The sequence below is a fragment of the Streptomyces sp. SKN60 genome (assembly GCF_026236535.1).
In the GTDB taxonomy this organism is placed as follows: domain Bacteria; phylum Actinomycetota; class Actinomycetes; order Streptomycetales; family Streptomycetaceae; genus Streptomyces.
Genome location: NZ_JAHTMW010000002.1, coordinates 1 through 24,672 on the forward strand (window position 1 = coordinate 1; position 24,672 = coordinate 24,672).

28 protein-coding genes are annotated in these 24,672 nt (G+C 73.6%); 14 read left to right on the top strand and 14 right to left on the bottom strand.

The features are described 5' to 3' along the window. Positions 1 to 1,514, bottom strand: a 1,514-nt coding sequence (locus KV205_RS03000) for a BTAD domain-containing putative transcriptional regulator (RefSeq protein ID WP_265861925.1), incomplete at its 3' end; no start/stop codon positions are given. Positions 1,515 to 1,675: 161 nt separating this feature from the next. On the opposite strand from KV205_RS03000, the gene KV205_RS03005 reads away from it, so the two are divergent. Continuing rightward, positions 1,676 to 2,473 (top strand): site-2 protease family protein, encoded by a 798-nt coding sequence (locus tag KV205_RS03005; RefSeq protein WP_265861926.1) that lies wholly within the window; start codon positions 1,676 to 1,678, stop codon positions 2,471 to 2,473. A gap of 7 nt (positions 2,474 to 2,480) precedes the next feature. Here KV205_RS03005 and KV205_RS03010 read toward each other — a convergent pair whose 3' ends face one another. Beyond that, on the bottom strand, positions 2,481 to 2,666 hold the full coding sequence (locus KV205_RS03010) for a hypothetical protein (RefSeq protein WP_265861927.1): 186 nt from the start codon (positions 2,664 to 2,666) through the stop codon (positions 2,481 to 2,483). 149 nt (positions 2,667 to 2,815) lie between these two features. Next, a complete protein-coding gene (npdG, locus tag KV205_RS03015) occupies positions 2,816 to 3,535 on the bottom strand; it encodes an NADPH-dependent F420 reductase (RefSeq protein WP_265861928.1) in 720 nt (239 codons plus the stop codon). 100 nt (positions 3,536 to 3,635) lie between these two features. Between npdG and KV205_RS03020 the strand changes: the two genes are divergently transcribed. Then, complete coding sequence (locus KV205_RS03020; RefSeq protein WP_265861929.1) at positions 3,636 to 4,241, top strand: hypothetical protein; 606 nt, start codon at positions 3,636 to 3,638, stop codon at positions 4,239 to 4,241. 16 nt (positions 4,242 to 4,257) lie between these two features. On the opposite strand, the gene KV205_RS03025 is transcribed toward KV205_RS03020, so the two are convergent. Beyond that, positions 4,258 to 4,671, bottom strand: a complete 414-nt coding sequence (locus KV205_RS03025) for a hypothetical protein (RefSeq protein ID WP_265861931.1) — start codon at positions 4,669 to 4,671, stop codon at positions 4,258 to 4,260. 2 nt (positions 4,672 to 4,673) lie between these two features. Further along, on the bottom strand, positions 4,674 to 5,165 hold the full coding sequence (locus KV205_RS03030; RefSeq protein ID WP_265861932.1) for a plastocyanin/azurin family copper-binding protein: 492 nt from the start codon (positions 5,163 to 5,165) through the stop codon (positions 4,674 to 4,676). Positions 5,166 to 5,371: 206 nt separating this feature from the next. Here KV205_RS03030 and KV205_RS03035 point away from each other — a divergent pair, with 206 nt between their 5' ends. Then, positions 5,372 to 5,938 (top strand): RNA polymerase sigma factor, encoded by a 567-nt coding sequence (locus KV205_RS03035; protein WP_265861934.1) that lies wholly within the window; start codon positions 5,372 to 5,374, stop codon positions 5,936 to 5,938. Beyond that, positions 5,935 to 6,723 carry a hypothetical protein gene (locus tag KV205_RS03040; protein WP_265861935.1) on the top strand — a complete coding sequence of 263 codons (789 nt, stop codon included), beginning with the start codon at positions 5,935 to 5,937 and terminating at the stop codon, positions 6,721 to 6,723. The genes KV205_RS03035 and KV205_RS03040 overlap by 4 nt, the downstream gene beginning before the upstream one ends. On the opposite strand, the gene KV205_RS03045 is transcribed toward KV205_RS03040, so the two are convergent. Continuing rightward, positions 6,720 to 7,010, bottom strand: coding sequence for a hypothetical protein (locus tag KV205_RS03045; RefSeq protein WP_265861937.1), 291 nt, complete (start codon positions 7,008 to 7,010; stop codon positions 6,720 to 6,722). The genes KV205_RS03040 and KV205_RS03045 overlap by 4 nt on opposite strands. Before the next feature lie 57 nt (positions 7,011 to 7,067). Between KV205_RS03045 and map the strand changes: the two genes are divergently transcribed. Both map and KV205_RS03055 read left to right on the top strand, forming a co-directional pair. Continuing rightward, positions 7,068 to 7,925, top strand: a complete 858-nt coding sequence (gene map / locus KV205_RS03050) for a type I methionyl aminopeptidase (protein ID WP_265861938.1) — start codon at positions 7,068 to 7,070, stop codon at positions 7,923 to 7,925. Between the two features lie 150 nt (positions 7,926 to 8,075). Further along, the gene (locus tag KV205_RS03055) at positions 8,076 to 8,729 is read left to right on the top strand and encodes a heme oxygenase (biliverdin-producing) (RefSeq protein WP_265861939.1); all 654 of its coding nucleotides are present in this window, start codon (positions 8,076 to 8,078) and stop codon (positions 8,727 to 8,729) included. Positions 8,730 to 8,742: 13 nt separating this feature from the next. On the opposite strand, the gene KV205_RS03060 is transcribed toward KV205_RS03055, so the two are convergent. Next, the gene (locus KV205_RS03060) at positions 8,743 to 9,411 is read right to left on the bottom strand and encodes a PhzF family phenazine biosynthesis protein (RefSeq protein WP_265861940.1); all 669 of its coding nucleotides are present in this window, start codon (positions 9,409 to 9,411) and stop codon (positions 8,743 to 8,745) included. Between the two features lie 355 nt (positions 9,412 to 9,766). Here KV205_RS03060 and efeO point away from each other — a divergent pair, with 355 nt between their 5' ends. From efeO to KV205_RS03080, 4 genes are read left to right on the top strand one after another with little or no spacing between them, the layout of a single operon-like run. Further along, a complete protein-coding gene (gene efeO / locus KV205_RS03065; protein WP_265861941.1) occupies positions 9,767 to 10,933 on the top strand; it encodes an iron uptake system protein EfeO in 1,167 nt (388 codons plus the stop codon). A gap of 31 nt (positions 10,934 to 10,964) precedes the next feature. Then, positions 10,965 to 12,263, top strand: coding sequence for an iron uptake transporter deferrochelatase/peroxidase subunit (gene efeB / locus KV205_RS03070; RefSeq protein WP_265861943.1), 1,299 nt, complete (start codon positions 10,965 to 10,967; stop codon positions 12,261 to 12,263). A 33-nt stretch (positions 12,264 to 12,296) separates the two neighbouring features. Beyond that, positions 12,297 to 13,190: an iron uptake transporter permease EfeU gene (gene efeU, locus KV205_RS03075; protein ID WP_265861945.1), complete on the top strand. Its 894-nt coding sequence runs from the start codon at positions 12,297 to 12,299 to the stop codon at positions 13,188 to 13,190. A gap of 43 nt (positions 13,191 to 13,233) precedes the next feature. Then, complete coding sequence (locus KV205_RS03080; protein ID WP_265861947.1) at positions 13,234 to 14,211, top strand: hypothetical protein; 978 nt, start codon at positions 13,234 to 13,236, stop codon at positions 14,209 to 14,211. Between the two features lie 33 nt (positions 14,212 to 14,244). Here the strand turns inward: KV205_RS03080 and KV205_RS03085 are convergent, their stop codons facing one another. Next, positions 14,245 to 15,021 (bottom strand): bifunctional DNA primase/polymerase, encoded by a 777-nt coding sequence (locus KV205_RS03085; protein ID WP_265861949.1) that lies wholly within the window; start codon positions 15,019 to 15,021, stop codon positions 14,245 to 14,247. Positions 15,022 to 15,166: 145 nt separating this feature from the next. Beyond that, a complete protein-coding gene (locus KV205_RS03090; protein WP_265861951.1) occupies positions 15,167 to 15,829 on the bottom strand; it encodes a TetR/AcrR family transcriptional regulator in 663 nt (220 codons plus the stop codon). Between the two features lie 157 nt (positions 15,830 to 15,986). On the opposite strand from KV205_RS03090, the gene ddaH reads away from it, so the two are divergent. After that, positions 15,987 to 16,823 carry a dimethylargininase gene (ddaH, locus tag KV205_RS03095; protein WP_374214609.1) on the top strand — a complete coding sequence of 279 codons (837 nt, stop codon included), beginning with the start codon at positions 15,987 to 15,989 and terminating at the stop codon, positions 16,821 to 16,823. Positions 16,824 to 16,865: 42 nt separating this feature from the next. Here ddaH and KV205_RS03100 read toward each other — a convergent pair whose 3' ends face one another. The 3 genes from KV205_RS03100 to KV205_RS03110 all read right to left on the bottom strand — a co-directional run bounded on the left by KV205_RS03100 (position 16,866) and on the right by KV205_RS03110 (position 20,984). Next, the gene (locus KV205_RS03100) at positions 16,866 to 17,849 is read right to left on the bottom strand and encodes a small ribosomal subunit Rsm22 family protein (RefSeq protein WP_265861952.1); all 984 of its coding nucleotides are present in this window, start codon (positions 17,847 to 17,849) and stop codon (positions 16,866 to 16,868) included. Positions 17,850 to 17,987: 138 nt separating this feature from the next. Then, on the bottom strand, positions 17,988 to 19,286 hold the full coding sequence (locus tag KV205_RS03105; protein ID WP_265861954.1) for a Bcr/CflA family multidrug efflux MFS transporter: 1,299 nt from the start codon (positions 19,284 to 19,286) through the stop codon (positions 17,988 to 17,990). Between the two features lie 42 nt (positions 19,287 to 19,328). After that, a complete protein-coding gene (locus KV205_RS03110; protein WP_265861955.1) occupies positions 19,329 to 20,984 on the bottom strand; it encodes an alkaline phosphatase in 1,656 nt (551 codons plus the stop codon). Between the two features lie 133 nt (positions 20,985 to 21,117). Between KV205_RS03110 and KV205_RS03115 the strand changes: the two genes are divergently transcribed. Continuing rightward, complete coding sequence (locus KV205_RS03115) at positions 21,118 to 21,903, top strand: SDR family oxidoreductase (protein ID WP_265861956.1); 786 nt, start codon at positions 21,118 to 21,120, stop codon at positions 21,901 to 21,903. Positions 21,904 to 21,949: 46 nt separating this feature from the next. Here the strand turns inward: KV205_RS03115 and KV205_RS03120 are convergent, their stop codons facing one another. Beyond that, the gene (locus KV205_RS03120; protein WP_265861958.1) at positions 21,950 to 22,279 is read right to left on the bottom strand and encodes a nuclear transport factor 2 family protein; all 330 of its coding nucleotides are present in this window, start codon (positions 22,277 to 22,279) and stop codon (positions 21,950 to 21,952) included. Positions 22,280 to 22,342: 63 nt separating this feature from the next. Continuing rightward, positions 22,343 to 23,329 carry a hypothetical protein gene (locus KV205_RS03125; RefSeq protein ID WP_265861960.1) on the bottom strand — a complete coding sequence of 329 codons (987 nt, stop codon included), beginning with the start codon at positions 23,327 to 23,329 and terminating at the stop codon, positions 22,343 to 22,345. Between the two features lie 40 nt (positions 23,330 to 23,369). Here KV205_RS03125 and KV205_RS03130 point away from each other — a divergent pair, with 40 nt between their 5' ends. Both KV205_RS03130 and KV205_RS36490 read left to right on the top strand, forming a co-directional pair. Continuing rightward, positions 23,370 to 23,705, top strand: a complete 336-nt coding sequence (locus KV205_RS03130) for a MazG-like family protein (RefSeq protein WP_265861961.1) — start codon at positions 23,370 to 23,372, stop codon at positions 23,703 to 23,705. Between the two features lie 73 nt (positions 23,706 to 23,778). After that, the gene (locus KV205_RS36490; protein WP_374214610.1) at positions 23,779 to 24,621 is read left to right on the top strand and encodes an excalibur calcium-binding domain-containing protein; all 843 of its coding nucleotides are present in this window, start codon (positions 23,779 to 23,781) and stop codon (positions 24,619 to 24,621) included. Positions 24,622 to 24,672 lie beyond the last annotated feature (51 nt).

A 24,672-nucleotide genomic window follows, 5' to 3' on the forward strand; every position in this document is an offset into this window, starting at 1 on the left:
AGGACGGTGCGGGCGCCGGAGGTGAGGAGGCGGAAGCGGTCGTCGAGGCGGTCGGCGATCTGGCGGGGGGTGAGCATGCGGAGGCGGGCGGCGGCGAGTTCGATGGCCAGGGGGAGGCCGTCCAGGCGGCGGACGATCTCCGCCGCGGCGGCCCGGTCGTCGTCGACCGTGAAGCCCGGGCGGGCCGCCGCACCACGCTCGGCGAAGAGCCGCAGCGCGGTCTCCTCCGGCAGCGGGCCCAGCGGCCGCAGCACCTCGCCCGGCACACCCAGCGGCTCACGGCTCGTGGCGAGGACGGTGACGCCGGGGCAGCGGGCGAGGAGGAGTGCGGTGAGCTCGGCCGCGGCGGCGACCAGGTGTTCGCAGTTGTCGAGGAGGAGCAGCAGGCGGCGACCGGCGCACTGTTCGACGAGGCGGTCGAGGGGGTCCTCGCCGAGGCGGAATTCCTCGGCGCCCGCGCCGAACAGGACGGTCTCGCGCGCGCCGAGCGCGCCGAGGACGGCCTCGGTGACGGCCTCCGGGTCGGTGACGGGGGCGAGTTCGGCGAGCCAGACGCCGTCGGGCCACGCGCCGCCCGCGGCGGCGCGCTCGGCGGCCTCCTGGGAGAGCCGGGTCTTGCCGGCGCCGCCGGGCCCGAGCAGGGTGACGAGCCGTTCGGTGGCCAGGGCGTCCTGGAGGGCGGAGATGTCGTCCTCGCGGCCGACGAAGCTGGTGAGCCGGGCCCGCAGGTTGCCCGAGACGGGCGCGGACGGCCGGGTGGGCGCGGGCGTGGGCCCGGGCGCGGGTTCGGCGAGGAGCTCCGCGTGCAGGGCCCGGAGTTCCGGCGAGGGGTCGGCGCCGAGTCGGTCGGCGAGCCCGCGCCGTACCTCCTCGTACGCGGCGAGCGCCTCCGACGGGCGGCCGGTGTCGCGCAGCGCGCGGATCCGCAGCGCCTGCAGCGGCTCGTCCAGCGGGTGTTCGGCGCACAGCGCGGCCAGCTCCGGCAGCACCGCGGCCGCCTCGCCGAGCGCGAGCCCGGCGGCGAACCCGGCCCGGCGGGCGTCGAGCCGCCGCGCCTCCCAGCGGGCGGCCTCCGCGGCACGGTCAGGCAGATCGGCGAGCGCCGGCCCCTTCCACAGCGCGAGGGCCTCGTCGAGCAGCGCCGCGGCCCGCCCGGGCCGCCCCGCGTCCAGCTCCCGTACGCCCTCGGCGGCGAGCCGGGTGAAGCGGTGCGCGTCCACGTCGTCGGGTTCGGCCGCGAGCCGGTAGCCGCCGTCGGTGGACTCCACCCGCTCGTGCCCAAGGGCCTTGCGCAGCCGCCCCACCAGCGCCTGGAGCGCGGCGACCGCGTCGGCCGGCGGCTCCGCCCCGGCGCCCCAGACCTCGTCCACGAGCACGCCCACCGGCACCGCGCGACCCGCCCGTACCGCGAGCACGGTGAGCAGCGCCCGCACCCGCGGGCCCCCGACGACGACGCTGCCTTCTGCCGTATGGGCCTGCGTGGACCCGAGGACGCAATAACGCACGCCCCCCATTCTCCGGGTCCGGACCGCAAAGCGAGGACCGGGCCCGGACGGGCGGGCCCCGGGTCCCGAGGCCCCGGGGGTGGAACCTCGGCGGGCGCCCGGTACGTTTCCCGCACACGGTGCGCCGCGGACGCGGCGCCGGGGACGTACACACACGGGGAGCACAGGACATGTCCACGACCACCCATCGCCACGACGAGCGGCGGATCAGCCCCGTCTTCCTGGCGATCCTCGCGGTCATGGCCGTCACCGGCTGGGCCGTGTGGACGGACTTCGCCACCTCCCCCGGCCTCGCCGTGTTCCTCTTCGTGGCCTCGGCGTGGATCGTCTCGCTCTGTCTGCACGAGTACGCGCACGCCCGCACCGCCCTGCACGGCGGCGACATCACCGTGGGCGCCCGCGGCTATCTGACGCTCAACCCGATGGCGTACACGCACGCCGTCCTGAGCATCGTCCTGCCGCTGCTCTTCGTCATCCTGGGCGGCATCGGTCTGCCCGGCGGCGCCGTCTTCATCGACCGCGACCGGGTGCGCGGGCGCTGGAAGCACAGCCTGATCTCGGCGGCCGGACCGCTGGCGAACGTGCTGTTCGCCGCCGTCTGCACCGCGCCGTTCTGGCTCGACGCGCTCGACGGGGTGCCGGTCGCCTTCCAGTACGCGCTGGCGTTCCTGGCGTTCCTGCAGGTCACGGCCGCGATCCTGAACCTGCTTCCGGTGCCGGGCCTGGACGGTTACGGGGTGCTTGAGCCCTGGCTGTCGTACAACATCCGGCGGCAGGTCGAGCCGGTCGCGCCGTACGGCTTCTTCATCGTGATCGGACTGCTCTACATCCCGGCGATCAACGGGGCGTTCTTCGACCTGGTCGACACGGTCATGCAGGCGCTCGGCGTGCCGGAGCCGTCCCGCTACTGCGGCCTGGAGCTGTTCCGGTTCTGGCGGGAGACCCCGGAGTTCTGCCAGGTCGGTTAGGCCTGGGTCAGCCCTGAGCCTGCTCCTCGGCCGTCGCGCGGGCGCGCTTGAGGTAGAACCAGGCCATGTTCGAGGACAGACCGGCGAGCAGCACCCAGACGATGCCGATCAGGTTCCCCTGGGCGAAGGAGAACACGGCCGCGACGACGGCGAGCGCGCAGACGACCAGGGCGTAGAGGGCGAGGCGGGGCATGGGGTCGGCTCCTGTCCGGGTACGGCGTTTCGTGCCCGTCCAGTGTCCCCCATGCCCCGATCCGCGCCGGTACCGGCTCGGGCGTCCGCTCGGACATCGGCTCGGACATCGGCTCGGACATCGGCTGGGACGTCGGCTGGGACGTCGGCTCAGACGTCCGTGACGCGCAGGCCCGCATGGGCCTTGTAGCGGCGGTTCACCGAGATCAGGTTGGCGACGAGCGACTCGACCTGGTGGGCGTTGCGCAGCCGGCCCGCGAACACACCGCGCATGCCGGGGATGCGGCCGGCCAGCGCCTGGACGATCTCCACGTCGGCCCGGACCTCGCCGAGGACCATCACGTCCGTGTCGATCTCGTCGATCGCCGGGTCCTGGAGGAGCACCGCCGAGAGGTGGTGGAAGGCGGCGGTGACCCGCGAGTCCGGCAGCAGCGCGGCGGCCTGCTCGGCGGCCGAGCCCTCCTCGGGCTTGAGGGCGTAGGCGCCCTTCTTGTCGAAGCCGAGCGGGTTCACGCAGTCCACGACGAGCTTTCCGGCGAGCTCCTCGCGCAGCGACTCCAGCGTCTTGGCGTGTCCGTCCCACGGCACGGCGACGATCACGATGTCGCTGCGCCGGGCGCAGGCGGCGTTGTCGGCGCCCTCGACGCCGAGGCCGAGCTCGGCGGCCGCGGCCTCGGCGCGGTCGGCGGCGCGCGAGCCGATGATCACCTGCTGGCCGGCCTTGGCGAGCCGGTAGGCGAGGCCGCGGCCCTGGTCGCCGGTGCCGCCGAGAACGCCGACGACGAGGCCGGACACGTCGGGCAGGTCCCAGGGGTCCTTCGGGGCCGGGGCCGGGGCGGGGTCGGGGGTGGCGCTGCTGGGAGAAGTCATGGCCCGACATTACTGGCCGGTCGCTCCCCGGGTACCCGTCCGGGTGAGGCTGGTGCGAACGCCCGCGCGGGGCGGGGCGGCTGGGGCACCATCCGGGGCCATGGACGCCGTACGTGTCGCGCTGCTGCGCGAAGTGCTCGCCGGGACCGAATGGCCGGGAGCGGCCCGCCGCTTCGCGGGCTCGCTGCGCTCCTCGGTCGTCCCGCACGGCGGCGGGCTGCTCCTGGTCGGCACGGCGGAGTACGAGCCGTGGCACCTGGCCGCGCACCTGGTCGACGAGGCCGCCTGGTCGGGCCGCCCCGAGCTGGCCCCGACCCTGGTCCGGCACCGGGCCCGCCCCGGCGACCCGGCGCATCTGGCGGTCGGCCTCGGCCGGATCGAGTCGGCGGGCCGTGGAGCGACGCTGCTGATGGTGGCGCCGTCCCGGCCCGACGAGGGCCTGCTGGAACGGGTCCACGACGCGCGTCGCGCGGGTGCGACGGTGCTCTCCCTGGACGCCGGTGACACCGAGCTCCACGGCCTCGCCCACGAGACCCTGGCGGTCCCGGCGGACGCCGGCGTGGACCTGGACACGGTCCAGCACCTGGTCAGCGCCGCCACCGGCGAGAACTGCCTCCCCTCGGCCCCGCGCGGCCGCCTCGGCTTCCGCGACCGTCTGTCGCGGCTCGCGGACCGGCTGACGGCGCCGCCGCCCGCGCGGTGGTGAGGGCGGCTCCCCTGGGCTACCGAGGTCGGTGGTGACGGTGGCTGAGGGCAGCGACCGCCAGGGTGGTCAGGACGAGCACACCGGCCGTCTCGACCGCCATCGTGGGCCGCACCAGCTCCGCGTCCGCCGACTCCTCGAAGCCGAACAGACCCGTGGTGAGGCTCAGGAACAGCGCGCCCAGGGTGCCCGCCGTGAACAGCGCGGTGGCGGTGGCGACCAGGCCGAGCCAGCGGTACGGGGTGAGGAGGACGGCCAGGGCGAGAACGCAGCCGAGGACGCCGTTCAGCAGGAACAGGTCGCCGATGGTGGCCAGGTCCCGGTAGCCCTCGGCCCACAGGTGCAGGTGGATCGCGCCCATCGTCGCGGTGAGCCCCGCGGCGGCCAGCCGCAGCACGAGCACGGCGACGCGGCGGGTCCGGTCAGTGGCCATGGTCAGTAACCATTGCCGGGAGTACTGGGGTTGCTGGGGGTGGTCGGGGTGTTGACGGGGGCGCCCGCCACCGTGATCTCGGTCTTCATGCCCAGGTCCTTGTGTCCGTCGACCGGGCAGTAGATCTCGTACGTGCCGTCCTTCAGGGTCACCGTGAGGGTGGTCGACTCGCCCGGGGCGACGGTGTCCGAACGGTTCTCGCCGCCCGGGCCCTCGATCTCCAGGGCGTGGTCGTGCTGCCCGCTGTTCGTCATGACGAAGGCGTACGTGCCGGGCGTGAAGTTCTGCTGGGACAGGGTGATCTTGAAGTCGGCCAGGTCCGTCGTGACCCGGGTCGCGGCCGCGGGCGGCGGGGTCGTGGTGCCGCTGCCGGCACCGCTGTCGCCGTCGCCGTCGCCGCAGGCGGCGAGGAGGCCGGCCAGCGCGGCGGCCGGCAGGACGAGCAGCGCGCGGGTCCGTGCCCGGTTTCGTATGCGCTCTCTTGGCTCCGTCATCGTTCGGTCCTCCGGATCGGTGCTCCGCTCCCCCCACAGGGGATACGTCACGGGGCCGCGCCGGGATTGCCCCGCGCGGGATCTGGGGGCCGGGACCGTGGGCCGGGATCACGGGCCGGGATCACGGGCCGGGCGGAAAATGGGATCGGGGCCGGGGTCCGGCCATCCCTTCCCGGGTGTCGGACGTATCCACAGATGTGGGACGCATGGGCCTTCCGCTGGAGCGGGTTCCCGACGAGGCACTGCTCTCCGGTCTCGCCACCGGCGATCCGGAGATCGCGGTGGCCTTCGTGCGCCGTTTCCAGCGCCCGGTCTACGGGGTCGCGGTCGCCGTCGTCGGCGATCCGCGGCTCGCGGAGGACGTGGCCCAGCAGACCTTCGAGCGGGCCTGGCGGCACGCCCAGGTGTACGACGGGCGGCGCGGCTCGGTGCGGACCTGGCTGACGGCGATCGCGCACAACCTGGCGATCGACGCGGTACGGGCGCGCCGCGCCACCCCGGTGGCCCCGGAAGACCTGGAGGCGCTGGTCGGCATCGTGACGGAGACGCCGGAGCGGCGCGCGCTCGCCGACGACGCGGCCGAGAGGGTCCGGCGGGCGGTGGCCGAGCTGCCCCGGGAACAGGCCCGGGCGCTGGTGATGGCCGGCATCTACGGGATGACGGCGCGGGAGGTGGCCGCCTTCGAGGCAGTGCCGCTGGGCACGGCGAAGACCCGGATCCGGGCCGGGACGATCAAGGTACGGGCGCTCCTGGAGAGCGAGGGGACGCGGTGAACGGCTTCGGCACCGACTGCGAGCGGCTCCACGAGGACGCCGCCGAACTGGCGCTCGGCGTCCTCCCGGCCCGCGAGCGCGCGGCGGCGGTGGCCCACCTGGACCGCTGCCCGGACTGCCGTGCGTACGTGCAGCGCCTCACCGCGGTCGGAGACGGCCTGCTGACCCTGCTCCCGGGCGCCGAACCGCCGGTGGGCTTCGAGAGCCGGGTGGTACGGGCCATGGGCCCGGCAGCCCCCGCCACCCCTGCACCCGCACCCGCCGGCTCGGCGCCCCGCACCCGGATGCGCCGCTTCCGCCTCGCGGCAGCCGGCACCGCCGCCGCCCTGGCGTTCGGGTTCGGCGGGTGGGCGGTCGGGAGCGTGGTGGAGGGGGCGCCGGCGGAGACGGGGGTGGTGGAGGCGGGGTCGCGGGTGCTCGCGGCGGAGCTGGTGGCCGGCGACGGGAGCCCGGTGGGCCGGATCTACGCGCACCCGGTGGACGCCACGGGCGGGAACGGCTGGGTGTACATGTCCGTCGACCTGGGCGAACGGGCCGCCGCGGGCGACGGCCCGGTGCGGTGCCTCCTGGTCCGGGCCGACGGCTCCGCCGTACCCCTGGGGTCGTTCCCGGTGAGGGCCGGTTACGGCTACTGGGGCGCCCCGGCTGCCGTGGACCCGGCGACGCTGGCCGGTGCCCGGCTGGTGGCCGGGGACGGCACGGTCCTGGCGACGGCCCGGTTCGCCGACGCGGGCACGACCGCCACGGGCACGGACGCCGCGCCGGCCGGGCGCTGGTCGGTCTAGTCGGTCTTCTCGTTCTCGGTCTCGTCGTCGGTGTCGTCGTCGCCGTCGTCAACGCCGCCGGCGTCGTCACCGCCCTTGTCCGACCGCTCGTGCCAGCGCGGGTCGGTGTCCCATTCCAGGTTCCGCTCGCGGGCCGTCTCCATGGCGTGGGCGGCCTCCTCGGGGGAGGCGTAGGGGCCGAAGCGGTTCTTGGCGGGGCACTCCGGACCCTCTTCGACCTTCTTGTGCTCCAGGCAGTAGAACCACTCGCCCGGCTTGCCGGTCGTACGCTTCTTGAACAGGGCCATCTCGGCTCCTTCCTCCGTCACCATGCTGCCCCAGACGCGGTCGTTAGACTCGCTGACATGTCTGGCCAGTCGCTTCTCGTACCGGGGGAGCTGTCCCCCCACCGTTCCGTTCCCGGAGCCATCCGCCGCCCCGAGTACGTCGGAAAGCCCGCCCCCACTCCGTACACCGGTCCCGAGGTGCAGGACGCGGAGACCATCGAGCGGATGCGGACCGCCGGCCGCCTCGCCGCGCAGGCGATGGAGGAGGCAGCCAAGCACATCGCGCCCGGTGTGACCACGGACAAGTTGGACGAGGTCGCACACGAGTTCCTGTGCGACCACGGCGCCTACCCGTCCACCCTCGGCTACCGCGGCTTCCCGAAGTCGCTGTGCACGTCCGTCAACGAGGTCATCTGCCACGGCATCCCGGACTCGACGGTGCTGCGGGACGGCGACATCGTGAACCTGGACGTGACCGCCTTCATCGGCGGCGTCCACGGCGACAACAACGCCACCTACCTGTGCGGCGACGTCGCCGAGGAGTCCCGGCTGCTCGTGGAGCGCACCCGGGAGTCGCTGAACCGCGCGATCAAGGCGGTCCGGCCGGGCCGCCAGGTCAACATCATCGGGCGGGTCATCGAGTCGTACGCCAAGCGCTTCGGCTACGGCGTGGTGCGGGACTTCACCGGGCACGGCATCAACTCGTCCTTCCATTCCGGGCTGATCATTCCGCACTACGACTCGCCGCACCACACGACGGTGATGCAGCCGGGGATGACCTTCACGATCGAGCCGATGCTGACCCTCGGCACCCACGAGTACGACATGTGGGACGACGGCTGGACGGTCGTGACCAAGGACCGGAAGCGGACGGCGCAGTTCGAGCACACGCTGGTGGTGACCGAGACCGGGGCCGACATCCTCACGCTGCCCTGACTCACGTTGCCCCGACCCGTTCGAGGGGTAGCGTTTTTACCGACAGGACGTCGGGAACCAGTTGACTTAGGTAAGCCTAAGTCGGCACGATCGAGGTGGTTCCCGACCCCTGCGGTCACCCCACGGTCCCGACGGTCCCGGAGGCACGCCTTGAACACGCCCTTCTCGACGCTCATCCGCACCGCTTCGCACGCGCAGCACACGGAGGCGGAGGCGTCGACGTTCATGAGCGACCTGCTCGGCGGACGCCTGGCCGTGGACGCGTACGCGCGCTACACGGAGCAGCTGTGGTTCGTGTACCGCGCGCTGGAGGACGGCGCGGAGGCGCTGCGCGCCGACCCGGTCGCCGGGCCCTTCATACAGCCGGAGCTGTTCCGCACGGCCGCCCTGGAGCAGGACCTCGCGCATCTGCGCGGCCCGGGCTGGCGGGCCGGCGTCTCGGCGCTGCCGGCCACGGAGGCGTACGCGGCGCGGGTCGCCGAGTGCGCCCGGGTCTGGCCCGCGGGCTATGTCGCCCACCACTACACCCGCTATCTGGGCGACCTGTCGGGCGGCCAGATCATCCGCGACCGGGCCGAGCGCACCTGGGGCTTCGCGCGCAAGGGCGACGGCGTGCGGTTCTACGTCTTCGAGGGCATCGCCAACCCGGCCGCGTTCAAGCGGGGCTACCGGGAGCTGCTCGACGCGGTGGACGCCGACGACCTGGAGAAGCAGCGGATCGTCGACGAGTGCAAGCGGGCCTTCGACTTCAACGGCGCGGTGTTCCGCGAGCTGGCGGGCGAGTTCCCGCTCAGCGCCGCCTAGCCCTGGGCCACGCCTACGCCTGCCGCGTGATGGTCCGCTCCAGGCGGCACCGGCCGCCGAGTTCGATGATGCCGTCCGGGCCCGGGGCGGTGAGCAGCTGCGAGCCCCGGCCCTGGGTGATGTTGAGGGCCCGGCCGAGCTCCGCGGTGAGCAGCAGCGCGGCGGCGCCGGTCGCCTCGTCCTCGTCGATGCCGTCGCCGCGCCCGGGGAAGCCGCGCGCCCTGATCCGCCCCGCGGCCTCCTCCTCCCAGGCCCAGGCGTAGATCCACTCCCCCGGCTCGGGCACCGTCAGCGCGTCGACCTCGGCGGCGGAGCCGTACTGCCGCAGGGTGCGCGGCGGCGCCCACTCGGCGCGGGCCTCGATCCAGGTGAACTCCCCGTCCCCGCGCACCCACACCTCACCGGCCGGCGGACACACCACCTCCAGGTCGAGCAGCCAGGCGGCGCCGACGAGCGGATACCCGGCGAACGGCAGCCGGACGCCGGGCGTGTAGATGTCGACGACGCCCCGCTCGGGGTCGTCGACGAACACGGTCTCGCTGAACCCGAGTTCCTTCGCGAGCGCCTGCCGCCCCGCCTCGTCGGGGTACGCGCGCCCGTCGCGCACGACGCCGAGGGCGTTGCCGTGGCGTCCGTCGCCCGCGCAGAAGACCCGCAGGACGTCGATGTCAGTCGTGTTCATGGCGGAATTGAAGCATCCAGGCGTCCCACTCCGCCGGTCCGCCGGGAATCGGCCAGGTCGAGCACGGGCGCGCCGCCGGTCCTGCCGGTGCGGGGCGCCCGTACTGCCGCGCGTACGACCCACACGTAACCCGAATCGGGGCAAATCGCCCCGCTTGACCGTCCCTTGACCAAGCCATGAAACGTCCATGAGTCCGCTGTGACCGCACCGTGTCCGGTGCGCCGGGCCTGAGAGCTGAATCACTGGACGGGTGGGTACTGCTGAGGTAAGCCTCGGTTAAGTTAGGTCCGCCTCACCCCGTACCGCCGATCCGTCCCGCTGGCCGCCCCCGCGGCCGTCCCCGAGTGGAGCCTTCATGCGAGCCGTCCGCCTCTCCGTCGTCACCGCCGCCGCGACCGCGGCCGCCCTGGCCGCCGTCACGGGCTGCGCGCAGAAAGGCGACGCCAAGGGCGGCGAGGCCGACGGCGTCACGGTGATCGCCAAGGACGACTCCTGCGAGGTCTCCAAGACCTCCTTCCCGGCCGGCCACCTCAAGCTGAACGTGGAGAACCGCGGCAGCAAGGTCACCGAGGTCTACGTCCTCTACCCGGACGCCCGGATCGTCACCGAGCGCGAGAACATCGGCCCCGGCACCAAGGCCACCGTCACCGCCGAGATCAAGGCCGGTGACTACGAGATCGCCTGCAAGCCCGGCATGAAGGGCGACGGCATCAAGCAGAAGGTCACCGCCACCGCCGGCAAGGGCGCCGCCGCGGCCCCGAAGCGCTCCCCCGAGATGGACGCGGCGGTCGCCGCCTACCGCCAGTACGTGCAGGCGCAGGCCGACGAGACGCTCCCCAAGGTGAAGACCTTCACCGACGCGGTCCGCGCCGGTGACGTCGAGGCCGCGAAGAAGGCCTACGCCGAGTCCCGCATCGGCTGGGAGCGCACCGAGCCGGTCGCCGAGTCCTTCGGCGACATCGACCCGAAGGTCGACGTCCGCGAGGACGGCCTGGAGGCCGGCCAGGACCCGGCGAAGGACTGGACCGGCTGGCACCGCCTGGAGAAGGCGCTGTGGCAGGACAAGAAGATCGGCGACCGCGAGAAGCAGCTCGCCGACCTCCTCGACAAGGACCTCGCGGACTGGGTGAAGCGGGTCGGCAAGGCCGACATCACCCCCACCTCGATGGCCAACGGCGCCAAGGAGCTCCTGGACGAGGTCGCCACCGGCAAGGTCACCGGCGAGGAGGAGCGCTACTCGCACACCGACCTGGTCGACTTCAAGGCCAACGTCGAGGGCGCCCAGAAGTCCTACGAGCTGCTCAAGCCGGTCGCGCAGAAGAACGACCCCAAGCTGGTCGCCGAACTCGACAAGCAGTTCGCCGCCCTGAACACGCTGCTCGACAAGTACCGCACGGACAAGGCGAGCTACGTCTTCACCTCGTACGACAAGGTCGGCAAGCCCGAGCGCAAGGAGCTGTCGGACGGCGTCAACGCGCTGGCCGAGCCGCTCTCCAAGCTCGCCGCCGCGGTCGTGAAGTAGCAGAGGGCACGAGGGAGAAGGGGCCCCGGACATGAGCGAAGACACCACCACGGCATCCGCCGAGGACACCACGGTCGCCGGGCGGCCGGAGGGCTCCGCGCCCTCCCGCCGCGCGGTCATCGGCTGGGGAGGCGCCGGGCTCGCGCTCGGTGCCGCCGCCGCGGGCGGCGCCGTCGCCCTGGCCCGGGGTCGCGAGGACGACACCGCCCCGGTCGCCGACACCGGCTCGGCCGTCCCCTTCCACGGGGCGCACCAGGCCGGCATCGCCACCGCCGTCCAGGACCGGCTGCACTTCGCGTCCTTCGACGTGAAGACCACGGACCGCGCGGAGCTGGTCCAGCTCCTGAAGGACTGGACCCGGGCCGCCGAGCGGATGACGGCCGGTCACGAGGTCGGCGAGGGCGCCTACGGCGGCCTGCCGGAGGCGCCGCCGGACGACACCGGCGAGGCCCTCGGCCTCAAGCCCTCCCGGCTCACCCTCACCATCGGCTTCGGCCCCTCGCTCTTCGACGGCCGCTTCGGGCTCGCCGGCAAGCGGCCGGCGGCCCTGGTCGACCTGCCCAAGTTCCCCGGCGACAACCTGGACGCGGCCCGCAGCGGCGGCGACCTGTGCGTGCAGGCCTGCGCGGACGACCCGCAGGTCGCCGTGCACGCCATCCGCAACCTGGCCCGGATCGGCTTCGGCAAGGTCGCGGTGCGCTGGTCGCAGCTCGGCTTCGGCAAGACCTCCTCGACCACCCCGGACGCGCAGACCCCGCGCAACCTCTTCGGCTTCAAGGACGGCACCCGCAACATCGCGGGCACCGAGACCGACCGCCTGGAGAAGCACGTGTGGGTGTCCGGCAAGGACGCCCAGGGCCCGGCGGCCTGGCTCGACGGCGGCTCCTACCTGGTGGCCCGCCGGATCCGGATGAACATCGAGACCTGGGACCGCACTCCGCTCGCCGAGCAGGAGGACATCTTCGGCCGCGACAAGAAGGAAGGCGCGCCGGTCGGCAAGGCCAAGGAGCACGACGAGCCGTTCCTGAAGGCCATGAAGCCGGACTCGCACGTGCGCCTGGCGCACCCCGACTCCAACGGCGGGGCGACCATCCTGCGCCGCGGCTACTCCTTCACCGACGGCACGGACGGCCTCGGTCGCCTTGAGGCCGGTCTCCTCTTCCTCGCCTACCAGCGGGACGTCCGCACCGGCTTCATCCCGGTGCAGACCTCGCTGTCCCGCAGCGACGCGCTCAACGAGTACACCCAGCACGTGGGTTCGGCGATCTTCGCGGTTCCGCCCGGCGTCCGGGACAAGGACGACTGGTGGGGCCGGGAGCTGTTCGCGTAACCGCTTCGTCGCGTATCCAAGAAGGGAACCGCCGTGTTCGGCAACTATCTGATCGGCCTGCGCGAGGGGCTCGAAGCGAGCCTCGTCGTCTGCATCCTCATCGCGTATCTGGTGAAGACGGGGCGCCGGGACGCCCTGCGGCCGATCTGGATCGGCATCGGCGTCGCGGTCGGGCTCGCGCTCGCCTTCGGCGCCGGGCTCGAATTCGGCTCGCAGGAGCTGACCTTCGAGGCGCAGGAGCTGCTCGGCGGCTCGCTGTCGATCCTCGCCGTGGTCCTGGTGACCTGGATGGTCTTCTGGATGCGGCGCACCGCCCGGCATCTGAGGGCCGAACTGCACGGCCGGCTGGACGCCGCGCTGCAGATGGGCACCGGCGCGCTGGTGGCGACCGCGTTCCTCGCGGTCGGCCGGGAGGGCCTGGAGACCGCACTGTTCGTGTGGGCGTCGGTACGGGCCTCCTCGGACGGCACGTACGCGCCGCTGGCCGGCGTGGTGCTCGGCCTGCTCACGGCGGTGCTGCTCGGCTGGCTGTTCTACCGGGGCGCGCTGAAGATCAACCTGGCGAAGTTCTTCACCTGGACCGGCGGCATGCTGGTCGTGGTGGCGGCCGGCGTCCTCGCGTACGGCGTGCACGACCTGCAGGAGGCGCGCTTCCTGGGCGGCCTGGAGAACAAGGCCTTCGACATCTCCGCGACGATCCCGCCGGACAGCTGGTACGGCACGCTGCTGAAGGGCGTGTTCAACTTCCAGCCGGATCCGACGGTCGTTCAGATCACGGTGTGGGCGCTGTATCTGATCCCCACGCTCGCGATCTTCCTGGCCCCGGTAGGGTCGGGTCCGTCCAGGCGGGTGGAGAAGCAGAAGGCGACCGAGAGCGATGAGAAGGCTGAGCCGAACCGGGCGAACCAGGCCGAGGCGACCGGCTGACACGCTGCCGGAACGGACGGGCCTGCCGGGCCGACCGGGAACCATGGGCAGGCCGGGCCTGGCGGTGATCGCCGCGACCGTGCTCGCGCTGACCGCGAGCGGCTGTGTGACCGTCCACGGCGAACAGGCGCTGATCCCGGCGGCGAGCCCGGCCGAGGCCGCGCAGGCCCTCCAGGAGTTCACCGCGGCCTACAACAAGGCCGACAAGGCGTACGACCCGGCCCTCGACGCGGACCGGGTCACCGGTCCGCTCGGCGAGATCAACCAGGCCGGACTGCGCTCGCGGCAGATCACCACCCCCGGCGGCAACAAGAACCACACGCCGCTCGAACTGACCGACGCGAAGTTCGTCGTGCCGCGCAAGGCCGGCTGGCCGCGCTGGTTCGTCGCCGACACCGACTCCAACCGGGACACCGACAAGGGCCCGAACGACACCCGCTGGCTGCTCGTCTTCGTCCGCAACAGCGCCGCGAAGCCGTGGGAGGTCGCCTACCTGTCGATCCTCTCCCCGGACGAGGTGCCCGCCTTCCGCACCGAGGAGGGGTACGCGGTGCCGGTCGCCGCCGGCGGCACGGGGCTCGCGGTCGCGCCGGGGCGGCTCGGCGAGCGGTACGTGTCCTACCTCAAGGACGGGCAGCAGGGGCCGTTCGCACCCGGCTCCCACACCACCGGCTGGCGCACGGAGCGCACGAAGGCCGCCAACCGCCCGGGCCTGGCCACGCAGTACGTCGACCAGGCCGAGAGCCGGGGCGACTTCGCGCCGCTCGCCCTCGCGACGGAGGACGGCGGCGCCCTGGTCTTCTTCGCCACCCGCTACTTCGAGCGGCAGACCGCCGCGCCCGGCTACCGGCCGAAGGTGGGCGCGGAGGTGCGGGCCCTGATGACCGGCGAGATCAAGAACACGATCACCAAGCGCTGGGTGTCCAGCCAGACGGCCCTGGTGAAGCCGGCGGGCACGCAGACGGACGGGGTCGAGGTCCTGGGCCGGCTGCAGGGCGTGACGGCGGCGGAGGGCTCGTAGACCGCCTGTGCGCCCTGCCGGGCAGGACCCGGCTCAGCGCCAGGCGATCTCGTGGTCGGCCGACTCGCCCTGCTCCGCCCGCTCGGCGGCGTGCCGGGCGCAGGCGTCGGTGAGCGCCTCCAGGAGGTTCAGCGGCTCGGGCAGCGCGTGCTCGGGACCGCGCAGCCAGGACAGGACGGGCTGGCTGCCCTCGTCACCCGGGAGCCGGGACGGCGGCACGAGGACGTAGGAGCCGCGGCAGTGCCAGCGCAGGCCGGGGTGCTCGTCCATGGTCTCGGGGTGGCAGTCCAGCTCGCAGGGCCACCACTCGTCCTCGTCCTCGGGGGTGCCGCGGGTGGCGGTGAAGAAGTACATGCGGCCCGCGTCGGGCCGGTCCTCGGCGGCCTCGGAGACGGACACCGGGCCGACCTCGGCGCCCTCGGCGAGCAGCCGCTCCAGGGCTGCCCGGCCGGCGGCGAGCGGCACGTCGAGCACGTCGTGGACCATGCCGGTGGCGGTGATGAAGTTCGCCTCGGGGTGGCCCTTGGCCCAGCGCTCGATCTGGGCGCGGTCGGTGGTCGACTGGGTCTGCCAGGCGAAGGAGACGGGGTGCCGGGCGGGGGTGGGACAGCCGATCCGCTCGCAGGAACAGCGGTATCCGACGGGGTAGGCGGCGGGCGCGACGGGCATTCCCGCGGCGGCGACGGCCAGGAGCGACTTCTCGCGTCCGTTCTCCAGCTCGGCCGCCGAGGGCTTGGGCTTGGAGCGCCTGCGGAACCACTGCGCGAGTCTGCTCTCCGTGCCGCGGTAGCGGCCGATGCCGTCGCCCATCTATCCCCTCACACTCATGGTCACGCTCGTGGTCACACGCATGCTCGCCCGGTGGTCGTCCGGCGCCCGCCCGGAGTTCACCCGGTCGGCACTCCATGGTCCCACCATCCTGCGCCCCGGGTGACCGGAGTCGGGAACCGGGGTCTCATTTACGGACGAGCAGCCCGCGCAGCACGAGGTCGACGAGGGCGTCGGCGTAGGCGTGGGTGAGCGGCAGGGTGCGGTTCAGCCAGCGGTGGTGGAGGGGGCCGACCAGGAGCTCCAGGGCGATGCGGGGGTCGGCGGCGGGGTCGACCAGGCCGGCCGCCCGGGCGGCCTCGATGCGGCGCTCGTACAGGCCCAGCTGGGGTTCCAGGAGCCGGGCGGTGAACTCGGCGCCGAGGTCCGGGTCGACGATCCCCTCGGCGGCGAGCGCGCGGGCGGTCCGGTCGAAGGCGGGGTCGTTGAGCTCGTCGACGGTGGCGCGGAGCACGGCCTTGAGGTCGGCGGCGAGGTCGCCGGTGTCGGGGATCTCACTTCCGGCGGGGCCGCCGGCCGCCTCCTCGGCGAGGTCGAGGAAGGCCTCCAGGAGGACGGCGGCCTTGGAGTTGGCGGGCCACCAGCGGTAGATGGTCTGCTTGCCGACTCCGGCGCGGGCGGCGATGCCCTCGACGGTGGTCCTGGCGTAGCCGTGCTCGGCGACGAGGGCGAGGGCGGCGGCGTAGATGGCGCGCCGGGAGCGCTCGCTGCGCCTGGAGGCGTCGGGAGCCTTCGGGTCGGGGACCTTGGCGTCAGGGGCCTTGGCGTCGGAGGTCTCGGTGTCGGACATGCGTCCAATCTAGCAGTCGACGAGACGCGTCGTCTCGTCGGTTGATCTTCATCCGAACCACCCGAACGGTCCACTGCGCGGGACGCCCCGAAAGCGCACCATGGGCTCACAGATCAGCGCTCGCCGATCAGCACCTCGTACAGCAGAGGAGCCCTCTTTGCGCACCACTCCGCGTGAGCCCTCGCCCCGCCGCTACCTCATGTGCCCACCCACGCACTTCGAGGTGACGTACTCCATCAACCCCTGGATGGATCCGACGAAGCCGGTCGACCTGCGCCTGGCGCTCGCGCAGTGGGAGGACCTGCGCGACCGCTACCGCGCGCTCGGCCACACCGTCGAGCTCCTCGACCCCGTCCCGGGCCTGCCCGACATGGTCTACGCCGCGAACGGCGCGACCGTGGTGGACGGCCGGGTGCTCGGGGCGCGGTTCGCCCATCCGGAGCGGTCCGGCGAGGCGGCGGCGCACCTGGACTGGTTCCGGCGAAACGGTTGTCCGGAGGCGGACCTCCGGGTGCCGGAGCACGTCAACGAGGGCGAGGGCGACTTCGCCGTGACCGCCTCGTGGATCCTGGCCGGCCGGGGCTTCCGTTCCAGCCCGCTCTCGCACGACGAGGCCCAGGAGTTCTTCGGGCGTCCGGTGATCGGCCTGGAGCTGGTGGACCCGCGCTACTACCACCTGGACACCGCGCTGAGCGTCCTGGACGACGCCCGGGACGAGCTCATGTACTTCCCGGACGCCTTCTCCCCCGGCAGCCGCGCCGTCCTGAAGCGCCTGTTCCCGGACGCCCTGCTCGTGGGCGCCGAGGACGCCGCCGTGCTCGGTCTGAACGCGGTGAGCGACGGCCGGCACGTGCTGCTTCCGCAAGCGGCGGTGGGCCTGTTCGAGCCGCTGCGGGAGCGCGGCTTCGAGCCGGTCGGGATGGACCTGGGCGAGCTGCTCAAGGGCGGCGGCAGCGTCAAGTGCTGCACGCAGGAGCTGCGGGCCGCGGTCTAGCGCTCGGTCCTCGCCCTCAGCCCTCACCCTCAGTCCTCGCGCTCAGTCCTCGTCGGTCTCCGGGGGCCAGGGGTCGCCCCAGTCCGCGTCCCTGGCCTCCTTGTACAGCGCACCGTGCCGCTTGGTGACCGTCTCCCTGCCGAGCCCGTCCGGCCCGCACAGCTCCAGGAGCACCTGGCCCTTGCGGATCTGCGGCTTGCGGGTCACCCGGGACGGGGCCGGGGTGACGGGGAAGCGGGTGGCGGCGACGTACGCGTACTTCTCGTCCTCGTACGGCAGCGAGCCGCCCTTCACCTTGCGGTGCAGCGAGGACCGGCTGACCCGGGCCGCGAAGTGGCACCAGTCGCTGCCCGGCACGATCGGGCAGGCGCCGCTGTGCGGGCAGGGCGCGGCGACGGTGAAACCGGCCTCGACGAGGAGGGTGCGGGCGGCGATGATCCGCTCGTAGCCGTCGGGCGTGCCGGCCTCGACGATCACCACGGCCCGCGCGGCGCGGGCGGCCTCGGTGACGAGCGCGGTGCGGTCCGCTTCGGTGAGCTCGTTGAGGACGTACGAGACGGTCACCAGGTCGGTCTCGGCGAGCTTCAGGGCCGAGCCGATGCGCTCGCGCCGCCACTCGGCCTCGAACACGCCCCCGGCCAGCTCCTCGCCGATCGCGAGGGCCGGCTCGGCCCAGTCGAGCACGGTGGTGCGGGCGGCGCCCTCCCAGGCCTCCGCGACCGCCCAGCTCGCGGCGCCCGTGCCGCCGCCGACATCGGTGTGGGTGGCGGGCGTCCAGTCGGGCGCGGCGTCCGCGAGGGCGTACAGCGCGGCCCGTACCGCCTCGAAGGTGGCGGGCATCCGGTACGCGGCGTACGCGGCGACATCGGACCGGTCGCGCAGCACCGGCGCGTGCGTCTGGGTCGCCCCGCGGTAGTTGGCGATCAGCCGCTCGACGGCCTGCGCGGCCTGCCGCGGCGGCAGCCCGTCGAGTACGGCGCCGAGCGCGGCGCGCAGGGTGTCGGCGGAGGGGGCGGAGGCGTTCACCGCGACATTCTAGTTCGCCGGCGCGAGCCGCCGGCGCGAGCCGACGGCGCGAGCCGACGGCGCGAGCCGGGGGCGCGGCCCCGACCCCGTCCCCGTGCACCGCGCGCCACGCCGACCCGGACCGTCACACCGGGGCGGTCACTTCGCCGGCGCGGCGCGCCAGGGGCGGCACATCAGGAGGAAGCAGCCGAGGGCGGCGACGGCGCAGCTCACCTGGACGACCGCCATCGGCACGGCGGTGGTCTCGCCGGCGATGCCGACGAGCGGGGAGGCGACGGCGCCGATGAGGAAGGAGGAGGTGCCGAGCAGCGCGGAGGCGGAGCCGGCGGCGTGCGGGGTGCGCATGAGGGCCTGGGCGTTGGTGTTGGGCAGGACGAGGCCCATCGCCGACATGAGGACGAAGAGCCCGGCGGCGACCGGCACCAGGCCGGGGTCGCCGAAGACGCCACTGGTCATCACGAGCAGCGCGGTCGCGGCGACCAGGATGATGCCGAGGCCCCGGCCGAGCGCCTTGTCGAGGCTGACCCGGCCGACGAGCAGTTTGCCGTTGATCTGGCCGACGGCGACCAGGCCGATCGAGTTGAGCCCGAAGAGCAGGCTGAAGGTCTGCGGGGAGGCGCCGTAGATCTCCTGCACCACGAACGGCGAGGCGCTGATGTAGGCGAAGAGCACGGCGAAGGCGAGGCCGCCGGCCAGCATGTAGCCGGTGAAGACGCGGTCCGCGAGCAGTCCGCGCATGGTGCGCAGGGCCTCGCCGACGCCGCCCGGGTGGCGCCGTTCGGGCGGCAGGGTCTCGTGCAGGAAGCGCCACACGACCAGGGTGAGGGCGAGGCCGATGACGGTGAGCACGTAGAAGACGCCGCGCCAGTCGGTGATCCGCAGGATCTGGCCGCCGATGAGCGGGGCGACGATCGGGGCGACGCCGGAGATCAGCATGAGGGTGGAGAAGAAGCGGGCCATCTCGACGCCGTCGTACAGGTCGCGGACGACGGCGCGGGCGATGACGATGCCGGCGGCGCCGGCCAGGCCCTGGAGCAGCCGAAAGCCGATGAGGAGTTCGGCAGTGGGGGCGAGCGCGCAGACGGCGGTGGCGAGGACGTACACGATCATGCCGACGAGCAGCGGGCGCCGCCGGCCCCATTTGTCGCTCATGGGGCCGACAACGAGCTGGCCGAGCGCCATGCCGGCGAGGCAGGCGGTCAGGGTGAGCTGGACGGTGGCGGCCGGGGAGTGCAGGGACCTGGTGACCTCCGGCAGGGCCGGCAGGTACATGTCCATGGAGAGCGGCGGGAGGGCGGTGAGCCCGCCGAGGACGAGGGTGACGAGCAGTCCGGCCCGCCGGGCGGCGGTCGCGGCCGGCGCGTGCGGTATCCCCTGCCGTATGTGGTCCTCGGTCTGGTCCTCGGTCTGGGCGGGGGCCCGGCCGCTCTCCGGCATCGACTGCTCCGTTTCGTTGAAACCTGTCCCAGGTTACGCGGGTCAGGCGGGCGTGAGACCGGGCCTTCCGGCCTCCGTGACGAAGGAGGCGGCGGTGGCGAGCGGGGCGCCCGGGGTGGTGACGGCGGAGACGGTGCGGAAGTCGGCGCGGGCGCTGTCGAGGCCGAGCGTGACCTTCACGTAGCCGCGGCGCCCGTTGTAGAACTTCATGTGCGGGTTGGCCTGCATGAGGGCGGCGTGGTTGGCCGGCTTGTCGGTGCCGTTGCGGCCGCTGGAGATGGACGTGGTGACGATCTCGGTGCCGACGGTGCGCGAGCCCGGGTCGCGGTGGTCGGCCTTGATGTCCATGGCGAAGGCGACGTGCACGTCGCCGGTGAGGACGAGCAGGTTGTCGACGCCGGCCGCGGCCGCGCCGGCGAGGACCCGCTGCCGGGAGGCCCGGTAGCCGTCCCAGGCGTCCATGGAGAGCTTGTACGCGGGGGCGGGGGTCGTCGGGTTGCGCCGCTCGGCGAACATGACCTGCTGCGGGAGCACGTTCCACCGTGCGTGCGAGCCGCGCCAGCCGTCGGTCAGCCAGCGCTCCTGGGTGGCGCCGGTGAGGGTGCGGGCCGGGTCGTCGACGAGCGGGCCGGGGAGCTGCCAGCCGTCGCCGTACGCCTGGTCGGAGCGGTACTGGCGGGTGTCGAGGACGTCGAACTGGGCGAGCCGGCCGAACCGCAGGCGCCGGTAGAGCCTCATGTCGGGGCCGGTGGGCCGCTGCGGGGTGCGCAGCGGCTGGTTCTCCCAGTACGCGCGGTAGGCGGCGGCGCGGCGGATCAGGAACTCCTCGGGCGGCACCCCGTTCTGCGGGATGTCGTCGGCGTAGTTGTCCTCGGTCTCGTGGTCGTCCCAGGTGACGACGAAGGGGTGGGCGGCGTGCGCGGCCTGCAGGTCGGCGTCCGCCTTGTAGAGGGCGTAGCGCAGCCGGTAGTCCTCCAGGGTGACGGTCTCGTGGTTGAAGACGTCGGGGAGGGTGCCGACGGGATAGCCGCGGTCGGCGGCGGTGGAGGGGACGGGGTACTCGTAGATGTAGTCGCCGAGGTGGAAGACGACGTCGACGTCCTCCCGGGCGAGGTGCCGGTGGGCGGTGAAGTAGCCGTCCGGGTAGGCCTGGCAGGAGACGGCGGCCAGGCTGAGGCGGGTGTTGTGGGCGCCGGGCGGGGGCGCGGTGCGGGTGCGGCCGACGGGGCTGGTCCAGTCGCCGGCGCGGAAGCGGTAGAAGTACGGACGGCCGGGGGCGAGGGCGGCGACCTCGACGTGCACGGTGTGGGCGTACTCGGGGTGGGCGATGACGGAGCCGCGCCGGACGCCGCGGGTGAAGCGCTCGTCGTGGGCGAGTTCCCAGGTGACGGCGGCCCGGGTGCCGGTGGGCAGGCCGCCGCCGGCCTCGTACGGGCGGGGGGCGAGGCGGGTCCACAGGAGGACGGAGTCGGGCAGGGGGTCGCCGGACGCCACACCGAGGGTGAACGGGTTCTCGGTGATGCGGCGGGCGTCGAGTTCGGCGGCGGCGGCCGTCCCGGTGGCCGGGAGGTGCACGGAGAAGGCGAGCGCGGCGGCGGCGCCGGTCGTGGTGAGGAAACGGCGGCGGCCGAACTGGTGACGGCTGAAGTGGCGGGCGGCGGCGCGGAGTTCGTCGACATACGTGGGTGCGGCGGTCATGGTCCCCTCCCCTGACGGATGTGGTGCTTCCGATTGCAGGGGGACGGAACGACTTCACGTTGTCGGGTACAGAACATCCACGTGTCGGACGAATGAGTTCACGGAGCACCGGTCTGCCGTACGCTGCGCGCTCATGAGCACAGCAGGCAGCCTCGTGAACACGGCAGGCGGCGCGGGCGTCGCGGTGGTGACGGGCGCGGGTTCGGGCATCGGGCGGAGCGTGGCGCGGGCGCTCGCGGCGGCCGGCTGGTCGGTGGCGCTCGCGGGCCGCCGGGCGGAGCCGCTGGCGGAGACGGCGGCGGCCTTCCCGTCCCCCGGCGAGGCGCTGTGCGTGCCCACGGACGTGACGGACCCTCGGCAGGTGACGGCCCTCTTCGAGGCGGCCCGCGACCGGTTCGGCCGGGTCGACCTGCTCTTCAACAACGCGGGTACGTTCGCCGGCGGCGGCGTCCCGGTCGAGGACCTGGACCCCGAGACCTGGCGCTCGGTCGTGGACGTCAACCTGACGGGCGCGTTCCTGTGCGCGCAGGCCGCGTTCCGGACGATGAAGGAGCAGTCGCCGCAGGGCGGCCGCATCATCAACAACGGCTCCATCTCGGCGCACGTGCCGCGCCCGCACTCGATCGCGTACACGGCGACGAAGCACGCGATGACGGGCCTGACGAAGTCGCTGTCGCTCGACGGACGTCCGTACCGGATCGCCTGCGGTCAGCTCGACATCGGCAACGCGGCCACGGAGATGACGGCGCGGATGCAGACCGGGATCCTGCAGGCCAACGGCGAGGTGGCGGTGGAGCCGGTGATGGACGCGGCGGACGTGGCGGCGACGGTGGTGCACATGGCGGGGCTGCCGCTGGAGGCGAACGTGCAGTTCGCGACGGTGATGGCGACGGCGATGCCGTACATCGGGCGGGGCTGAGGGCGGGGCTGAGGGCGGGGCCGAGGACCCCGCCCGACGGGATGGATCAGGGGGTGGCCTGGCCGGTCTCGAAGCGGGCGACCTTGTCGCCCTCGACGGTGAAGCGCCAGGCGGTGCGCATCGAACCCCAGGTGTCGTTGGTGTAGGTGGCGACGAGGGTACGGCCGCCGTCGGTCTCGTCCTCGACCTCCATGCGCCCGTTGGAGGAGAACACCTCACGCTCGGTCCAGTCGCGGAGGTTCCGCTCCGTACCGTCGTCGGACATGGTCGCGTCGGGGGTGAGGAGGCCGAAGAAGGCCTCCTTGTCATTGGCGTTGAGGGCGGTCACGAAGGCGCGCACGACGGGGTCGGCGAGCTGCTCCACGGGAATCGTCATGTCCCAGCGGTACACCGGAGGGGCGCCGACGCGGCGCCGTCACGGCGGAACCGGGCCGGGGGTTCAGCCCTCCGGCGGCAGGACGCGTTCGCGTACGCCTTCGAGGACGAGGTCGCCGGTGATCCCGGGGAGCAGCCGGCGGGCCTGCCAGGTGCGGGGGCGGGGCACGTCGTCGAGCACGAGGTACCGGGCGCCGTCCCGGAGCGGAACATCCGCCAGCCGGTCCCGGTTCCCGACCCGTGCCCCGTCGGCGCCGGAGAAGGTGAAGACCTCGGTGAAGGGTGCGGCCCCGTCCCGGTTCCGGCAGCAGGCGACGGCGGTACGGGACGGGGCCCGGCCGGGCAGGTGCCCGCCGCCGATCAGGGCGTGGGCGAGCAGGGTGTGCAGCTGGAAGTTGTCGCCGAGCCCGGAGGCGCGCAGCGCGAACCGGGCGCCGGTGGGGCGGTGGACGGCGAGGACCGGCTCGTCGTCGAGGACGGCGAACGCGTGGGCGAGCCGCCGGAACCGGCCGCCGAACCCGGCCACGGCGGCGAGGTGCGCGTCCCGGTCGGCGCCCAGGGCGCGGCGCACGGCGGCGTGCCGGAGCAGGGTGAGGGTCGCCGCCTCGAAGGACGGGAGGGCACGCCAGGCGACGATCGGCCCGTAGCCGTACGTGTCGTAGTCGGCGTTGCGGAGTCCCTCACCGTCCGGCCCGGGCAGGGCGCCCCGCCCGTCCGCGATCCAGCGCTCGGCGAGCGTCCCGGCCATCTCGAAGCCCTGCCGGGCCCGTTCGAGCACGGGCGCGGCGCAGGCCGCGGGATCGGCGCCGCGCTCCACGCAGGTGGCGACCATCGCGGCGACGGTGCTGTCGGGCCCCTGCCCGAGCAGGGGCAGCAGGGCGGCGAGCCGCGGACCGCAGTCGCGGAGGACGGCGTCCGGCGCGTCACGGAAGGCGGCGAGCAGGACGTCGAAGGCGGCGGGCACCTCGTGGGAGCCGGCCCGGACGGCCGCCTCGAACGTGCGCACCGCGCCCGCGAACCGCCCGTCGCTCCCCTTGCCCCCGAACCTCATCCGCGCACCCTACCGGGCCGGACCTGGCAGGCTGCCCGCCATGACCGAAGACGCCTGGACCGCCATCGCCCGCCTCCACACCTGGCTCACGACCCATCAGAACCTGCCGCGCGGCGAGGAGGTGCTGCTGCGCGTCCTCAAACTCTCCGAGGAGGTCGGCGAGACGGCCCAGGCGGTCATCGGCGCCACGGGCCAGAACCCCCGCAAGGGCACGACCCACACCTGGCAGGACGTCGAGGCCGAACTGTGCGACGTCATCATCACGGCGATGGTGGCCCTGCGGACCCTGACCCCGGACGCGCGGGAGGTGTTCGAGGGGCACGTGGAGCGGGTGGCGGGCCGGGTGCTGGGACCGGAAGCACCAATTCATGAGTAAACGGTGAAGAATGTGTGTTCCCTGTGTATGTTGAGCGGCGCTCGATCCTCCGCTCGACCCACGGAGCACCGCCATGACGCAACCGCCGCCGAACCCGTACGCGTACCCGTACGCGCCCCCGCCCCCGCCGGCGCGGCGCTGGTGGCAGCATCCGGCGGTGGTCATCACGGCGCTCGTGGTCTTCCCGCCCGGCGGCATCGCCCTTGCCTGGCTGAGCCGTTGGGCCCGGGGCCCGAAGATCGTCGCCACGGTCCTCGCCGGCCTGTGGTTCCTCGCGCCGTTCCTCGGCGACCCGCCGAAGGACGACGCGAAGCCGGGGGCCGCGGGGGCGGCGGCTTCGGCCACGCCGACTCCTACGCCCACCCCGACCCCCACGCCCACGGTTTCGGCGACGCCGAGCCCGACGCCGAGCGCGCACCCGGCGATGCCGCGGGTCACCGCCCGTACCTTCGCGGAGGCGTCCACGGTCCTGGCCCCGCTGGCCCTGTCCTCGGTCGAACCGGCGAGCGCCTACACGGACGTCACCCTCCCGGCCACGACCGACGACTGGACCGTCTGCTTCCAGTCCCCGGCCCCGGGCGAGCTCATCGACTCCCCGACGACCACCACGGCCCGGCTGTCCCTGACCGCCCCGGCCACCCCCTGCCCGAAGTCCGAGAACACCCGCCTCCACCCGGCCCCCAAGCCCAAGCCCAAGCCCAAGCCCACCCCGACGCCCACGCCCGAGCCCGAGCCCACGTACGACAACGACGCCACGACGGGCGGCTCGTCCTCCGGCGGCTCCGACGGCGGCAGCGTCTACTACGAGAACTGCACCGCCGCCCGAGATGCCGGCGCCGCCCCCATCCGCCGCGGCGAGCCCGGCTACCGCCCGGCCCTCGACCGGGACAACGACGGCATCGCCTGCGACAGTTGACCGATCCGTACCCGCACCGCGCCGCGCGGGCGCTGGAAGCCGCCGCGTCCG

Coding starts and splice junctions, on each gene's coding strand:
- KV205_RS03005 (WP_265861926.1), top strand. CDS start 1,676: ATGTCCACGACCACCCATCGCCACGACGAGCGGCGGATCAGCCCCGTC.
- KV205_RS03010 (WP_265861927.1), bottom strand. CDS start 2,666: ATGCCCCGCCTCGCCCTCTACGCCCTGGTCGTCTGCGCGCTCGCCGTC.
- npdG (WP_265861928.1), bottom strand. CDS start 3,535: ATGACTTCTCCCAGCAGCGCCACCCCCGACCCCGCCCCGGCCCCGGCC.
- KV205_RS03020 (WP_265861929.1), top strand. CDS start 3,636: ATGGACGCCGTACGTGTCGCGCTGCTGCGCGAAGTGCTCGCCGGGACC.
- KV205_RS03025 (WP_265861931.1), bottom strand. CDS start 4,671: ATGGCCACTGACCGGACCCGCCGCGTCGCCGTGCTCGTGCTGCGGCTG.
- KV205_RS03030 (WP_265861932.1), bottom strand. CDS start 5,165: ATGACGGAGCCAAGAGAGCGCATACGAAACCGGGCACGGACCCGCGCG.
- KV205_RS03035 (WP_265861934.1), top strand. CDS start 5,372: ATGGGCCTTCCGCTGGAGCGGGTTCCCGACGAGGCACTGCTCTCCGGT.
- KV205_RS03045 (WP_265861937.1), bottom strand. CDS start 7,010: ATGGCCCTGTTCAAGAAGCGTACGACCGGCAAGCCGGGCGAGTGGTTC.
- map (WP_265861938.1), top strand. CDS start 7,068: ATGTCTGGCCAGTCGCTTCTCGTACCGGGGGAGCTGTCCCCCCACCGT.
- KV205_RS03060 (WP_265861940.1), bottom strand. CDS start 9,411: ATGAACACGACTGACATCGACGTCCTGCGGGTCTTCTGCGCGGGCGAC.
- efeO (WP_265861941.1), top strand. CDS start 9,767: ATGCGAGCCGTCCGCCTCTCCGTCGTCACCGCCGCCGCGACCGCGGCC.
- efeB (WP_265861943.1), top strand. CDS start 10,965: ATGAGCGAAGACACCACCACGGCATCCGCCGAGGACACCACGGTCGCC.
- KV205_RS03080 (WP_265861947.1), top strand. CDS start 13,234: ATGGGCAGGCCGGGCCTGGCGGTGATCGCCGCGACCGTGCTCGCGCTG.
- KV205_RS03085 (WP_265861949.1), bottom strand. CDS start 15,021: ATGGGCGACGGCATCGGCCGCTACCGCGGCACGGAGAGCAGACTCGCG.
- KV205_RS03090 (WP_265861951.1), bottom strand. CDS start 15,829: ATGTCCGACACCGAGACCTCCGACGCCAAGGCCCCTGACGCCAAGGTC.
- KV205_RS03105 (WP_265861954.1), bottom strand. CDS start 19,286: ATGCCGGAGAGCGGCCGGGCCCCCGCCCAGACCGAGGACCAGACCGAG.
- KV205_RS03110 (WP_265861955.1), bottom strand. CDS start 20,984: ATGACCGCCGCACCCACGTATGTCGACGAACTCCGCGCCGCCGCCCGC.
- KV205_RS03115 (WP_265861956.1), top strand. CDS start 21,118: ATGAGCACAGCAGGCAGCCTCGTGAACACGGCAGGCGGCGCGGGCGTC.
- KV205_RS03120 (WP_265861958.1), bottom strand. CDS start 22,279: ATGACGATTCCCGTGGAGCAGCTCGCCGACCCCGTCGTGCGCGCCTTC.
- KV205_RS03125 (WP_265861960.1), bottom strand. CDS start 23,329: ATGAGGTTCGGGGGCAAGGGGAGCGACGGGCGGTTCGCGGGCGCGGTG.
- KV205_RS03130 (WP_265861961.1), top strand. CDS start 23,370: ATGACCGAAGACGCCTGGACCGCCATCGCCCGCCTCCACACCTGGCTC.
- KV205_RS36490 (WP_374214610.1), top strand. CDS start 23,779: ATGACGCAACCGCCGCCGAACCCGTACGCGTACCCGTACGCGCCCCCG.